Below are 11,843 nucleotides of genomic sequence, written 5' to 3' on the forward strand. Positions count from 1 at the left end.
CCGCATCAACACCTATGTCACCGACCGCGCCTTCCTGCGGCCCTATATGGACGTTCGCGACCGGCTGTTCACCAGCCCGGCGCCGGCTTCGACGCTGATGATCGTGTCCGGTTTCGCGCGGCCGGAATTCAAGGTCGAGATCGAGGTCATCGCGGCAGGGTGATCGACAGGCGATCCTTCCCGCGCTAGGTCTGGCCGTGCATCGAAGAGGCCAGTCTATCGAAAAGGCCAGTTTATCGAAAAGGCATGACATGACCGCTGCAAACAAACGCGTGTGGTGGGGCGACTACCGGACCACCGAATACGCCACGATCGATCCGGAAGCGACGATCGCCGTTCTGCCGGTGGCGGCGATCGAACAGCACGGCCCGCATCTGCCGGTTTCGACCGACACCTCGATCATGACCGGCATGCTCGACACGGTGATCGCCCGCCTGCCCGCCGATCTCGACATCCGCATCCTGCCCGCCCAGGCGGTGGGTAAGTCGAACGAGCACCTGCATGCACCGGGAACCCTCACTCTGCCGGCGCCGATCTTGATCGAGGCGTGGACCGAGCTTGGCCTGTCGATCGCGCGGGCCGGGCTAAGGAAACTGATCGTCGTCAACTCGCATGGCGGCAACGAAGAGATCATGGGCATCATCACGCGCGAATTGCGCGTGCGTGCAAAGATGCTGGCGGTGAAGACGAGCTGGCAGCGCTTTGGCCGGCCGGCCGGCATGTATACCGAGCTTGAGGATCGCCACGGCATCCATGGCGGCGATGTCGAGACCTCGCTGATGCTGCATTTCCGGCCGGATCTGGTCGACATGTCAAAGGCCGACAATTTCGTGTCCAACGTCGCCCGCGCCGAAAAGGAATTTTCACTGCTGCGCCACACCGGAACGCACGCCTTCGCCTGGATCGCCACCGATCTCAACCCGAACGGCGTGGTCGGCGACGCCAGCATTGCAACGGCCGAAAAGGGCAGGCTTACCGCCAACCATCAGGCCGACGGCTTCATCAGCCTGTTGAAAGATGTGCGCAAGGCGAAGCTGGCCGACTGGCTGGCATAGTCAGGCCATGGTCCCGAACCGAAGGTCAGCGCAGCAAACAGCGGAAGCCGGGTTTCGGAAAAAGATCTTGGGCAAACTCTAAAGCGCGTCGCGTCTGAACGGATTTGTGCGACGCGCTTTAAGCTCTTGATTTTATACATGTCGTTATCCCAAAACCGCTGCGCACTTTTGGGCGACATGCATTAGGCGTCGATCTTCAACTCAAAAGGCGTGCCTTCGAAGGCGTCCGCGCCGCGCCCGATCGCCTGGATCGCGCCGATCATGCGGCCGTTGCGATCGAGCAGCGTATCGGCGACCGCGATCAGCCGCGGGTTAGGTGTCGCCGTCGGCGACAACGCGCGCAGCGTCTCAGCCAATTCGACCTCGCAGCGCTTCGGCGCCAATGCCGCCGCGATGATGTAAGCCGAGGCGGTCGAACGGCTGATGCCGGCATAGCAATGCACGACCAGCGGCCTTGCACGATCCCATCGGCGCGCGAAATCGAGCAGATCGCGGACATGGATTTCGCCCGGCATGGTCATGCCCTCTTGCGCCACCGCAATGTCATGCATGACCAGATGCAGATGGTTTTCCCGGGCGATCGACGCCGGCCGCGTCACCTCGGTACCGGCAGCGAGCAGGGAAAGCAGCCGCTCGGCGCCGGTTCTCGCGACCGTTTCCTCGACCTTCGATAGCGAACAGACATGGATCATTGCTTGACCTCCTTGGTGTTATCGTCACGCTGTTGCGCCCAGTCGGCAAGAGCCGATTCGAGCCGCTGCCATTCCTCGTAAGGACCCGGCAGCCCGGCGCGCAGCACATGCGGCCGGCCGGAAAAATGCCGAAGCAGGATGCCGCGCTCGCCAAGCGCCGAAAACAGTCCGGCGGCGTCCGCCAGCCCGATATAGCGGAACAGCGTGGTGCCGCCGGCGACTGAGACGCCGAAGCGGCCGAACAACGCATCGAGCCGTGCTGCATCCTCTGCCAGACGGCATCGCATCTCGGCCCGCCAGCCGCTGTCGGCAAGCGCGCGGATACCGTATTCGAGCGCTGGGCCGGCGACCGCCCATGGCCCGAACTGCGCCTCGAGCCGTTCGACCGTCAGCGCGTCGGCCAGTGCAAAGCCGAGCCGCAGGCCGGCGAGGCCAAAGAATTTGCCGAAGGAACGCAGCACGACAATGCCGCCTTGCTCGACATCGCCGGCCAGGCTTTCCGCGCGCGGCCCGACATCCATGAACGCCTCATCGACGACCAGCAACCCGCCTTTGGCGCGCAATTTTCCGGCAAGATCGAGCAGCTTCTTGCGTTCGATGATGCGCCCGTCCGGATTGTTGGGGTTGACGATGATGGCGAGATCGGCTCCTGCCAGGACCTCGAAATCATCGACCTCCGTCACAGCATGGCCGGCGATTGCCGCTGCCCGCTGATGTTCAGCATAGGTCGGCCCGAGCACCAGCGCCTTGCCGGGGCTCGCCAGCGAGGCGACGCGCGGCAACAGGATCTGCGTGCCCGGCGTCGCCACCACATTCGCTGCCGATGGCGCGCCATAAACGCTTGCCGCGACTTCGGCCAACTCGCGGACCCGCGCTGCTTCCGGCAATCTGGACAGGGCGGTGGCGGGCAGATCGAAAAACGGATAGGAGTGCGGATTGATACCGGTCGAGAGGTCGACGAAGGGCTGCGGCGCATGCGGAAAAAGCGCCCTCGCCCGGCCAAGGCTTCCGCCGTGATCCACCACTGTCGCCGCTCCATCAAGAGACTTCATGTCGATCCTGACCGCTTTCCTGTCACTGGTTGTTGAATTCGCCGTGGGTTACCCGGCCTGGCTGTTCGGCGCCATCGGCCATCCCGTCACCTGGTTCGGCAGGCTGATATCCTTTCTCGACCGCAGGCTCAACCGCGATACTGATTCCGACGCCCTGCGTCGCCGGCGCGGTGTTCATGCGCTGCTGATCATCGTGCTGGTGCCGGCCGCCATCGCCTTCGCCGTGGAAGCCATGCTTTCGGGCATTCCAGCTGGACTGGTCCTCACGGCAATCCTGGCGACGTCGCTGCTGTCGCAGAAGAGCCTGGCCGAGCATGTCGAGGCGGTGGCCGACGGACTGGACAATGGTGGACTCGACATCGGCCGTGCTGCCGTCTCAAGGATCGTCGGCCGCGATCCGGAAAAGCTCGACAGAGCCGGCGTCTGCCGCGCGGCGATCGAAAGCCTGGCCGAGAATTTTTCCGACGGCGTCGTTGCGCCCGTCTTCTGGATCGGCGTCGGCGGGTTGGCCGGCGGCGTCGCCTACAAGGCCGCCAACACGGCCGATTCGATGATCGGCCACCGCACCCCGCGCCACGAGGCCTTCGGCAGGGCGGCAGCGCGCTTCGACGATCTGATCAACCTGCCGGCGTCGCGGCTGACCGCACTGCTCATCGTGGGTGCCTCTTTCTTCGTCAAAGGCGCCGATGCCGGCAACGCCTGGCGCACCGTGCAGCGCGACGCGACAAAGCACCGCTCGCCCAATGCCGGCTGGCCGGAGGCGGCGATGGCCGGCGCGCTCGGCCTGGCGCTCGCCGGCCCGCGTTCCTATGACGGCGTCATGGTCGACGATACGTTCATGGGCGAAGGCGGCCACCGCGATGCCGAGAGCGCCGACATCAGGCGGGCGCTGAAACTCTATCGGGTCGCCGACTTTTTGCTGATCGCGCTGTTCGGCTTGCTGTCGGTGATCGTCATCGCTGCGTGACCCATCGGACGGGTCGGGAACTCAAGTCACCAAGTAATGCGGACTTCCCTTGCGCTTGAATCAGCCGCCTTGCCAAACCTTTTGATCGCATAGCCACCGACAGCTGCAGGAGAAGATTTCAATACTGGTTCAATCACAACAAAGAGTCGCTCAGCATCTGGCCCGTACATATAGAGGATGCACTTGCCGTCGCCAAACTCATCGCCATCAAACTCACCGACCGAAGCATTGCCGACGACTTGCTCTAGCCGATCTTCCAGCGCGAGAATGGAAGCGCGTTCTTTCGACGTTCCAAACTGCCCGTCATTCAGAAGAAGATAGACGATTACCGCTTGTTCCACAGACAGTTCTCCTGCTGCGAAGTGATCAGAACTCGATTCCTTGCTGTGCCTTCACGCCAGCGGAAAAGTGATGCTTGGTCACGCCCATCTCGGTGACAAGATCGGCGGCATCGACCAGCGCCGGCTTGGCGTTGCGGCCGGTGACGACGACATGCAGGTTTTCGCGGCGGCCTTTCAGCGCCGCCACCGCTTTGTCGCGATCAAGATAATCGTAGCGCAGCGCGATGTTCAGCTCGTCGAGCACCAGAAGGCTGATCGACGGATCGGCCATCAGCTCGAGCGCCTTGGCCCAGGCCGCTTCGGCGGCGGCGATGTCGCGCTTCAGATCCTGCGTTTCCCAGGTGAAGCCCTCGCCCATTGTATGCCAGACGACCCGGTCGCCGAAGGCGGCAAAGGCGTCCTTCTCGCCGGTGTGCCATTTGCCCTTGATGAACTGGACGACGCCGACGCGCCTGCCGTAGCCGAGCGTCCTCAGCGCCAGCCCGAAGGCGGCAGTGGTCTTGCCCTTGCCGGGCCCGGTGTTGACGATCAGCAGCCCCTTCTCGACCGTCTTTGCCGCGACCTCGGCGTCCTGCACCGCTTTGCGCTTGGCCATCTTGGCGCGATGGCGCTCCTCGTCCTTGGGATCGATAGTATCAGCCATGTCACTTCACCTTGAGCGGCAGCCCCACCACCATCAGCAGCACCGTATCGGACACTGCCGCGACTTGCTGGTTGAGCCGGCCGGCGGCATCGCGAAACCGGCGAGCCAACGCATTGTCCGGCACGATGCCCTGGCCGACCTCGTTGGAAACCACGAACCACGGCCCGCGCGGTCGTGACAGCACATCCGCCAGCCCTCGGCATTCGGCCTCAACGTCATGTTCGGCCAGCATATGATTGGTCAGCCACAAAGTCAGGCAGTCGATCAGGACGGGCCGGCCGTCAGGCAGCGCCTCGATCGCGCCGACGAGATCGAGCGGCGCGTCGATGGTCGTCCAGCCCTCGCCGCGCCGCGACCGATGCAGCGCAATACGTTCGCGCATCTCGTCGTCATAGGCTTGCGCCGTGGCGATATAGGCCCACGGCGCCGGGCAGGCCGTCGCCAATTTTTCGGCATGCGCGCTCTTGCCGGAGCGTGCACCGCCGATGACCAGGGTCAGCGTCCCGGCAACGCGATCAGGCAAAGCTGTCGCGCAGGCCGGTCGCGGTGCCGGTCAAGCGGCCACGCACCACGCCAACGATGCCGCCGAGCACCAGCCAGAACACCAAATTGGTCAGCGTCACCGCCACCACGAACTGGTGATGCAGGCCTTCTGGGATCGGCGATTCGAAACTGTCGGGCTGCGGCGCGCCGACGATATGCGGCGCCACGATCAACGCTACGGCAATCAGCGCCAGTGGCAAGGACTTGCGGAAGGCAAGCAGGCCGAGACCCGCCGCGGTCGCCATCACGGTCGCCGTCCACCAGATCTGGCGCTGGGTGAGATCGGCCGCCGGCATCGCCGGCAATTCGGGCGGCAGGCCAAGGTTCGGAGCCAGCGTGAATACGGCAAAGCCGGCAAAGCCCCAGAACAGGCCCTGACGCCAATTGCCGATGCCGCCGGCGAACTCCGAAGCGGCGACCAAGATCAGCGCAAAGCCGATGCCGGTGACCACATTGGCAACGATATTGAAGGCGAAGCGCTCGAAGCCGTCGGCCGGCGTCCAGCCCTCCTCTTCCGGGGCGGCAGCTTCGGCCGGCGCTGGCGCCGCGCTGGTCATAGCATTCGTTTCCCCGGCGTTCGCAGGCGGCGCCGCGGCATGGTCATGCGTGTGACCACCGCCGGCCTGTTCGTAGACTTCCGCTTTCAGAATGAGCGGCACCGTGGCATAGGCCTGCATGCAGGCGAGAACGACGCCTGCCACAAGCCCTGCGATCGCCGCGATGAACACGACGTTGCGAAACAGTGTCATGATGTCAGCCCCTCGTCAGTGGCAGGGGAACGCCATCGAATGGCGATAGTCGTGAGCGGCATTGTGGACCGCCTCGATATGCGAGAAGCCGACAAAGCCCATCACGAAAATGCCGAGAAATGCAGCAAGCGCCAGCTGCACGAAGCGCGACTGCGAGGAGACGGAAGTGCCGAGCGAGACGGAAGCGGTATTCATGTCTTGTCCTTTCGCCCTCCACCCGAGGGCATAGAAGTCAGTTTTCCTGTCGCCGGCAGGTCTCCTGGCTCGCGGATCAACGCCCTTCCCCACCTTCCCGAAGAAACTCTTCAGTGGCATATGGAGAGGACTAACCGCACACAGTTGCGGGGGCAGCCACGGCATTGGGCCAACAATTCGCCCTCACCGCATTCCCTTTAGGGCGCCGTGCGTCCGAATGGACGCACAAGGACGCTCTAACACTTAGACTCTGCGCATGACCTTTCCGGAACCGATTCCGGTTTCGGGATCATGCGCGGCTCCAAACGGAACCGACGACAGCTGCGACTATAGGCAGAATCGTCGCGTCCGGCAAACCAAATTCCGCCAGCCACCAGCGCGAATGCGCCTCTCGGCAGGCCAGCCAGCCCGGCGCCGCGATTGACAGTGTTCGCGACCGGGTGTCGGCTGGCGTATCACAGGAGCCGGTCATGCAGCCCAGCCCGAGCGAGCACGATCCCTATTTGACGCGACTTGAACCGTCGCTGCCGTCATCGGCCTACTGGGACATCGAGGCCTATCAGCGCGATCTCGACGCCATCTGGTATCGTAGCTAGCTGCTCGTCTGCCGAGAGGCCGACCTTGCGCCTGTGTCAGGCCATATGCTGCGCAAGGTCATGAACTGCAACTGGAAGATCTTCTGGGAGAATTTCAACGAGTGCCTGCATTGCCCAGGCGTCTACAAGGACCTGTCGCGGCTGGTGTCGATCTATGGCCGCGGCCTGATGGGTCGGGACGACGACCCCGAACGGACCCGTCACGCCGACAATGATGCGCCGGAGTTTCCGGTGGCCTGCGGGCCGGAGCCGTGACATGGTCGCGAGACGGGCGCGTCCACGGCCGGTCTTTCCCGACCTGACTTCAGCCGAGCGTTCCGCCGGGCAGACCTACGCCACCAACCTGCCGTCGATGTTCATCGTCGGCCATGTCGACTATGTCAGGACCGTGCGGCTGGTGCCGCTCGGCTCGGAGCAGTCCGAACTGACCGCCGAATGGCTTTTTTCGTCCGAAGCGCTCGCCGATCCAACGGCTAATATCGACAACATCGTCGCTTTCGGCAGGCAGGTGCTGGAGGAGGACGCTGATATCTGCGAGATTAACCAGAAAGGCCTGCGCTCGATGCGCCACAAGGCCGCATGCTGATGCCCGAGGAATATGAATTGAATCGCTTCCACAACTGGGTGCGCGAGCGGCATACAACGCTTTCACCAAAATTCTGACGATCAAAGCGACTTCGGCAGATACCGCCAGGTGACAAAACCGCAGCCCGCCGCCAGCAGGCCGAGCGTGGCGAACACCGAGCCCAGCCCGAAAAACGCCAGCACCACCGAATAGACCAACGGCGGTGTCAGCTCGGAAAAGTCGAGATAGGTGCGATAGACCGCCGCCATCTCAGCCCTTTCATAGAACCGCACCGAGCGCATGAAGGCGGTCGAGCCCAACGCGTCGAGAGCGATGGCGAAGAGCGCGCCGCACAGCAGCAAGGCGCCGGTAAGAAACGGCACGGATTCGCCGACGGCGCCTGCCGCCAGCAGCATGGCCGACAGGGCGAAATAGGCTGATGTCATGGTTCGCCGGCCGCCGAAACGCTGTCCCACTCTGCCCCAGAAGATGGCCGTGAACAACAGCGCATTGCCCGCTGAGACCAGCAGGCCGCCAGCGAGCTCGCCCTCGCCTGTGATCACCATGAACAAAGGCCCGTAGACGAAAAATGTCGTCCAGAAGCAGGAGCGGCCGAAGGCGATCAGCCAGGCCAGCCTGAGACGCGGCTGCGCGACGAAGCGGCCGATATTGGCGAGCGGATTGGCCGGCCGCGTCTTGCCAGGGCGGATCGACTGATCGTCGCCGAGCCGGTTGGTCCAGAACAGCGCCAGCAGGGCCATGGCGAAGATGGCGACCGCGCCATGCGCGGCATAGATGCCAAAACGCGTGTAGAGGAAGATGCCGAGTGTCGGCCCGCTTGTCCAGGCGAGCATCGACCACGCCATGCGCAGCGATTCGGCCTGCATGAAATCGGTCTTGCGGATGTGGTCCATAATGTAGAGGCTGAGCGTGATGGACAACGCGCTGGCGCCCATCACGCGGCAAAGCATGCCCACCAGCTGCCCAGCGAGCGTGTGCGTGACGAAGAACAGCGAGCCGACGGCAAGCAGGCAGGCACCTGATGTGTAGACCCAGCGTCGGGCAAAGCGCCGGATGAGCATCGGCATAAACAGCGTCACCGACAGGCCGAGCAGCGCCACGACGGTGTAGAGGATCGAGACGATCTGCTCGTTGCGGAGGATTTCGTAGGCCTGGATCGGGATGACGCTCGACACGGTGGCGCGCGCGAAGGATTCGACCGCATAGAGCGAGGCGAAGGTGCGCGCATCCGCTGGTCGCAAGGCCGGAAGCCCGATTGGATGGCGCACATGGGTAGCCATTGCTGTCCCCGAAGCAGAATCGCCCAAAGCAGGACGTGAGCGCCAAATCTGCCGTGGCCATCCCTGGGTCGGTAACAGGAAACCGACCCGTTCACGGCAAAAAGCGAACCGGCCAAAGGCTTTCCGGCGCTGGCCTACCGCATCAGCGCGAAATCGGAATCGATTCTCGGAAAGCACGATGCGTGGATTCAAAAGCGTTAGAGCGAACTTTGTGCGTCCAAGTGGACGCACGTCGCTCTAATGCCGGCCTTGATGCGACGCCGGCGCGAACCGGAGCCGAGGCCGTTGTGTGGCCGCCTTCTTTTGTCCGGGGCAATCGTGATAGTCGTCTTGTTCTGCTGAATCAGAATTGCGAGACCATGAGCATCGACACGCTGACCGTATCCGTTCAGGATCAACCGAAGCCGAAGCGCATCATCGCCATCGACGTCGCCCGCGGCGTCGCTTTGCTTGCCATGGCGAGTTACCATTTCACCTGGGATCTCGAATTCTTCGGCTACACCGATCCCGGTCTGACCGCCTTCGGCTGGTGGAAATTCTACGCGCGCTGCATCGCTTCGACCTTCCTGTTCCTGGTCGGCGTCAGTCTGTTCCTCGCCCATGGCAAACAGATCCGCTGGAAAGGTTTCTGGAAACGCTTCGCCATGGTCGCTGGTGCGGCGCTCGCCATATCGGCTGCCACGAGGCTTGCCACGCCGGACAGTTTCATCTTCTTCGGTATCCTGCACGAGATCGCGCTGGCCAGCCTGCTCGGCCTGGCGTTTCTGCGGCTGCCGGCGCTGCTGACGCTTGTTGTCGCGGCTTTCGTCATCACCGCGCCGCTCTACCTCAGGTCCGAGATCTTCGACCATCCGGCCCTGTGGTGGGTCGGCCTGTCGGCAACCAATCCTCGCTCCAACGATTATGTGCCGCTGTTCCCATGGTTCGGCGCCGTGCTGGTGGGCATCGCGGCGGCAAAACTCGCCTTCACTTCCGGCTTGCTGACGCGGCTGGCGGGCCTGACGCCCGGCCGCTGGACAAATCCGCTGGTCTTTATCGGCCGGCACAGCCTCGCCTTCTATCTGATCCACCAGCCGGTGCTGATCGGCTCGGTCTGGCTGCTTTCGCAAGTGGTGCCGGCACCGGTCGAGACCAGGCAGGTCACCTTCCTGAAAGAATGCCAGACATCGTGCGAGCAATCGCGCGACACGGAGTTCTGCTCCAGCTATTGTGTGTGCATGCTCGATACACTCGAGGGCGAGGCCACGCTTGATCGGCTCTACCGCAACGACCAGGCTGCGGAATGGAAGGCACATCTCGACGAGCTCGCCGGCGCCTGCACTGCCAAAGCCGACAGCACTTTGATGGAGGGAGGAGCACAATGACCGACCATCAACAGAAACCGGGGCAACCTAAACCGGGGTTTATACCTTGGCCGCCGCTGATCTATGTCGCGGCCATCGCCGTCAGCATCGGGCTTGGCTTGCTCTACCCGCTGCCATGGATCGGCGGCCTGCTCGGCGACATCCTGTTCGCGGCCGGCTGGGTGGCATTGTTCGGCGTCGTCGCACTCTGGTTCACGGCGATCCGCACCATGATCCGGGCAAAGACGACGCTCCACCCAAACGCCGTGCCGGACCATCTGGTGACATCAGGCCCCTTTGCTGTCAGCCGCAACCCAATATATCTGGCCAACACACTGCTGCTGATCGGCGTGGCCCTTGTCTCGGGGATCGTATGGTTCCTGCCGCTGGCGATCATCGCCGCCTTCGCAACGCAGAAAATGGCGATTGAGGGCGAGGAAAAAGTGCTGACGACGAAATTCGGCAAGAAATACCGGGACTACGCGAAAAAGGTGCGACGCTGGATTTGAGGCGTGCAGCAAGGTCTTTCAGAGTAGAATTATCGAAAGGGTCGGTCAGGTGTTGACGCCGAGCTCCACCAATCGCTCGACGCAGGATTCCTCGGCCTGGTCGAGTTCGGCCAAGGTCTCTTCGAGGTCCCGGCGCTTCTGGCGCAGATCCTCGCGCTTTTCCTCAATGCGTTTGATCATCAGGTTGAGCTGACCGACCTCCCCGGGCGGCTCCTTATACATCTGGATGATTTCGCGGATTTCATTGATCGAAAAGCCGAGTCTCTTGCCGCGCATGATCTGGCGGATGAGGTGCCGGTCCGACGGGCGAAACAGCCGCGTACGGCCGCGACGTACCGGCTGCACCAACCCCTCGTCCTCGTAGAAGCGCAGCGTCCGCGTCGAAATATCGAATTCGCGGGTCAGTTCGGTGATCGAATAATATTCCCGCATCGTCACTCCAAATGCCCAGCCGCGCTGCGAGTTCCAACCATGCGGCCTCGCTATCGTCCAGACGCGCGTCAGAATCGGCCGACAGGCACTTCCAAAATCGCATGGCATTTACGTAAAAGTCAATTGAAGGCATAACCGCACGTTCGCTCAGCGCACGCCGAACCACCATGTGGCGAGGCCGAGGAAGGCAAAGAAGCCGACGACGTCGGTGACCGTCGTGACGAAAACCGCCGAGGCCACGGCCGGGTCGATCTTGAACCGGTCGAGCAGCAGCGGGATCAGGATGCCGGCAAGTGCGGCGACGAACATGTTGATGATCATCGCCGCTGCGATGATGCCGCCCAAATTGGGATCGCGGAACCAGGCGGCCGCGACGATGCCGATCAGGATGGCGAAGATGATGCCGTTGATGAAGCCCACCCCCATCTCGCGGCGGATGATGCGGCCGGCATTGTAGATGTCGAGGTCCCTGGTTGCCAGCGCCCGCACCGTGACCGTCATGGTCTGCGAGCCGGCATTGCCGCCCATGCCCGCGACGATCGGCATCAGCACGGCCAGCGCCACGATGTGCTCGATCGTGCGGTCGAACAGGCCGATCACCGAGGCCGCCAGGAACGCCGTCAGCAGGTTGACGAGCAGCCACGGAACCCGGGAGCGCGAGGTCGAAAGAATGCTATCCGACAGCTCTTCGTCGCCGACACCGCCCATGCGCAGCAGATCCTCCTCGGCTTCCTGCTGGATGACGTCGACCACGTCGTCAATGGTCAGCACGCCGACCAGCCGCTCGTTCTCGTCGACGACGGCGGCGGAGAGAAGGTCGTATTGTTCGAATTCGCGCGCCGCCTCTTCCTGGTCCATCG

Annotated in this window: 17 protein-coding genes, 1 pseudogene and 1 riboswitch; of the genes and pseudogenes, 8 read left to right on the top strand and 10 right to left on the bottom strand. The window is 63.0% G+C overall.

Annotated features, from left to right (window positions below; translation table 11 throughout):
• Together EOA85_RS38970 and EOA85_RS14295 are read left to right on the top strand one after the other, a co-directional pair.
• Window positions 1-163: pseudogene (locus EOA85_RS38970) on the top strand (RidA family protein); the annotation flags it as partial.
• A gap of 88 nt (window positions 164-251) precedes the next feature.
• Window positions 252-1,055, top strand: a complete 804-nt coding sequence (locus EOA85_RS14295) for a creatininase family protein (protein WP_127209869.1) — start codon at window positions 252-254, stop codon at window positions 1,053-1,055.
• A gap of 182 nt (window positions 1,056-1,237) precedes the next feature.
• Here the strand turns inward: EOA85_RS14295 and EOA85_RS14305 are convergent, their stop codons facing one another.
• The gene (locus tag EOA85_RS14305; protein WP_065012279.1) at window positions 1,238-1,747 is read right to left on the bottom strand and encodes a tyrosine phosphatase family protein; all 510 of its coding nucleotides are present in this window, start codon (window positions 1,745-1,747) and stop codon (window positions 1,238-1,240) included.
• Window positions 1,744-2,799: a threonine-phosphate decarboxylase CobD gene (cobD, locus tag EOA85_RS14310; RefSeq protein ID WP_127209871.1), complete on the bottom strand. Its 1,056-nt coding sequence runs from the start codon at window positions 2,797-2,799 to the stop codon at window positions 1,744-1,746. Before cobD ends, EOA85_RS14305 begins: the two co-directional genes overlap by 4 nt.
• On the opposite strand from cobD, the gene cbiB reads away from it, so the two are divergent.
• On the top strand, window positions 2,798-3,766 hold the full coding sequence (cbiB, locus tag EOA85_RS14315) for an adenosylcobinamide-phosphate synthase CbiB (protein WP_065012280.1): 969 nt from the start codon (window positions 2,798-2,800) through the stop codon (window positions 3,764-3,766). The two genes, cobD and cbiB, sit on opposite strands and share 2 nt — an antisense overlap.
• 26 nt (window positions 3,767-3,792) lie before the next feature.
• On the opposite strand, the gene EOA85_RS14320 is transcribed toward cbiB, so the two are convergent.
• From EOA85_RS14320 to EOA85_RS14340, 5 genes are read right to left on the bottom strand one after another with little or no spacing between them, the layout of a single operon-like run.
• Window positions 3,793-4,107 (bottom strand): hypothetical protein, encoded by a 315-nt coding sequence (locus EOA85_RS14320; RefSeq protein WP_127209872.1) that lies wholly within the window; start codon window positions 4,105-4,107, stop codon window positions 3,793-3,795.
• A 25-nt stretch (window positions 4,108-4,132) separates the two neighbouring features.
• On the bottom strand, window positions 4,133-4,750 hold the full coding sequence (gene cobO / locus EOA85_RS14325; protein ID WP_127209873.1) for a cob(I)yrinic acid a,c-diamide adenosyltransferase: 618 nt from the start codon (window positions 4,748-4,750) through the stop codon (window positions 4,133-4,135).
• Between the two features lies 1 nt (window position 4,751).
• Window positions 4,752-5,273 (bottom strand): bifunctional adenosylcobinamide kinase/adenosylcobinamide-phosphate guanylyltransferase, encoded by a 522-nt coding sequence (gene cobU, locus EOA85_RS14330; protein WP_127209874.1) that lies wholly within the window; start codon window positions 5,271-5,273, stop codon window positions 4,752-4,754.
• Window positions 5,266-6,042 carry a CbtA family protein gene (locus tag EOA85_RS14335; RefSeq protein ID WP_127209875.1) on the bottom strand — a complete coding sequence of 259 codons (777 nt, stop codon included), beginning with the start codon at window positions 6,040-6,042 and terminating at the stop codon, window positions 5,266-5,268. Before EOA85_RS14335 ends, cobU begins: the two co-directional genes overlap by 8 nt.
• A 15-nt stretch (window positions 6,043-6,057) precedes the next feature.
• A complete protein-coding gene (locus EOA85_RS14340) occupies window positions 6,058-6,237 on the bottom strand; it encodes a CbtB domain-containing protein (RefSeq protein ID WP_127209876.1) in 180 nt (59 codons plus the stop codon).
• 36 nt (window positions 6,238-6,273) lie between these two features.
• A riboswitch (cobalamin riboswitch) is annotated at window positions 6,274-6,483 on the bottom strand.
• Between the two features lie 224 nt (window positions 6,484-6,707).
• On the opposite strand from EOA85_RS14340, the gene EOA85_RS39855 reads away from it, so the two are divergent.
• Genes EOA85_RS39855 through EOA85_RS39865 form a run of 3 tightly spaced genes read left to right on the top strand, consistent with a single transcriptional unit; the run spans window position 6,708 to window position 7,419 of the window.
• Window positions 6,708-6,833, top strand: a complete 126-nt coding sequence (locus tag EOA85_RS39855) for a hypothetical protein (RefSeq protein ID WP_281033733.1) — start codon at window positions 6,708-6,710, stop codon at window positions 6,831-6,833.
• Window positions 6,834-6,878: 45 nt separating this feature from the next.
• Window positions 6,879-7,088 (top strand): SRPBCC family protein, encoded by a 210-nt coding sequence (locus EOA85_RS39860; RefSeq protein ID WP_281033734.1) that lies wholly within the window; start codon window positions 6,879-6,881, stop codon window positions 7,086-7,088.
• Between the two features lies 1 nt (window position 7,089).
• Window positions 7,090-7,419: an SRPBCC family protein gene (locus EOA85_RS39865; protein WP_281033735.1), complete on the top strand. Its 330-nt coding sequence runs from the start codon at window positions 7,090-7,092 to the stop codon at window positions 7,417-7,419.
• Window positions 7,420-7,499: 80 nt separating this feature from the next.
• On the opposite strand, the gene EOA85_RS14350 is transcribed toward EOA85_RS39865, so the two are convergent.
• Window positions 7,500-8,699 carry an MFS transporter gene (locus EOA85_RS14350; RefSeq protein ID WP_127209877.1) on the bottom strand — a complete coding sequence of 400 codons (1,200 nt, stop codon included), beginning with the start codon at window positions 8,697-8,699 and terminating at the stop codon, window positions 7,500-7,502.
• A gap of 359 nt (window positions 8,700-9,058) precedes the next feature.
• Here EOA85_RS14350 and EOA85_RS14355 point away from each other — a divergent pair, with 359 nt between their 5' ends.
• Window positions 9,059-10,063: a DUF1624 domain-containing protein gene (locus EOA85_RS14355; protein ID WP_127209878.1), complete on the top strand. Its 1,005-nt coding sequence runs from the start codon at window positions 9,059-9,061 to the stop codon at window positions 10,061-10,063.
• Window positions 10,060-10,551: an isoprenylcysteine carboxylmethyltransferase family protein gene (locus EOA85_RS14360; protein WP_065012285.1), complete on the top strand. Its 492-nt coding sequence runs from the start codon at window positions 10,060-10,062 to the stop codon at window positions 10,549-10,551. The genes EOA85_RS14355 and EOA85_RS14360 overlap by 4 nt, the downstream gene beginning before the upstream one ends.
• Window positions 10,552-10,596: 45 nt before the next feature.
• Here EOA85_RS14360 and EOA85_RS14365 read toward each other — a convergent pair whose 3' ends face one another.
• Together EOA85_RS14365 and EOA85_RS14370 are read right to left on the bottom strand one after the other, a co-directional pair.
• Window positions 10,597-10,983 carry a MerR family DNA-binding transcriptional regulator gene (locus tag EOA85_RS14365; RefSeq protein WP_065012286.1) on the bottom strand — a complete coding sequence of 129 codons (387 nt, stop codon included), beginning with the start codon at window positions 10,981-10,983 and terminating at the stop codon, window positions 10,597-10,599.
• Between the two features lie 147 nt (window positions 10,984-11,130).
• Window positions 11,131-11,843, bottom strand: a 713-nt coding sequence (locus tag EOA85_RS14370; RefSeq protein ID WP_164759654.1) for a magnesium transporter, incomplete at its 5' end; no start/stop codon positions are given.

This window comes from Mesorhizobium sp. M5C.F.Ca.IN.020.29.1.1 (assembly GCF_003997375.1).
Lineage (GTDB): Bacteria > Pseudomonadota > Alphaproteobacteria > Rhizobiales > Rhizobiaceae > Mesorhizobium > Mesorhizobium wenxiniae.

Bases quoted from the DNA above. Each gene is read 5' to 3' on its own strand.
- EOA85_RS14350 (WP_127209877.1), bottom strand. From the start codon at position 8,699: ATGGCTACCCATGTGCGCCATCCAATCGGGCTTCCGGCCTTGCGACCA.
- EOA85_RS39865 (WP_281033735.1), top strand. From the start codon at position 7,090: ATGGTCGCGAGACGGGCGCGTCCACGGCCGGTCTTTCCCGACCTGACT.
- cobO (WP_127209873.1), bottom strand. From the start codon at position 4,750: ATGGCTGATACTATCGATCCCAAGGACGAGGAGCGCCATCGCGCCAAG.
- EOA85_RS14355 (WP_127209878.1), top strand. From the start codon at position 9,059: ATGAGCATCGACACGCTGACCGTATCCGTTCAGGATCAACCGAAGCCG.
- cobD (WP_127209871.1), bottom strand. From the start codon at position 2,799: ATGAAGTCTCTTGATGGAGCGGCGACAGTGGTGGATCACGGCGGAAGC.
- EOA85_RS14335 (WP_127209875.1), bottom strand. From the start codon at position 6,042: ATGACACTGTTTCGCAACGTCGTGTTCATCGCGGCGATCGCAGGGCTT.
- EOA85_RS39855 (WP_281033733.1), top strand. From the start codon at position 6,708: ATGCAGCCCAGCCCGAGCGAGCACGATCCCTATTTGACGCGACTTGAA.
- EOA85_RS14340 (WP_127209876.1), bottom strand. From the start codon at position 6,237: ATGAATACCGCTTCCGTCTCGCTCGGCACTTCCGTCTCCTCGCAGTCG.
- EOA85_RS39860 (WP_281033734.1), top strand. From the start codon at position 6,879: ATGCTGCGCAAGGTCATGAACTGCAACTGGAAGATCTTCTGGGAGAAT.
- EOA85_RS14305 (WP_065012279.1), bottom strand. From the start codon at position 1,747: ATGATCCATGTCTGTTCGCTATCGAAGGTCGAGGAAACGGTCGCGAGA.
- cbiB (WP_065012280.1), top strand. From the start codon at position 2,798: ATGTCGATCCTGACCGCTTTCCTGTCACTGGTTGTTGAATTCGCCGTG.
- EOA85_RS14360 (WP_065012285.1), top strand. From the start codon at position 10,060: ATGACCGACCATCAACAGAAACCGGGGCAACCTAAACCGGGGTTTATA.
- EOA85_RS14365 (WP_065012286.1), bottom strand. From the start codon at position 10,983: ATGCGGGAATATTATTCGATCACCGAACTGACCCGCGAATTCGATATT.
- EOA85_RS14295 (WP_127209869.1), top strand. From the start codon at position 252: ATGACCGCTGCAAACAAACGCGTGTGGTGGGGCGACTACCGGACCACC.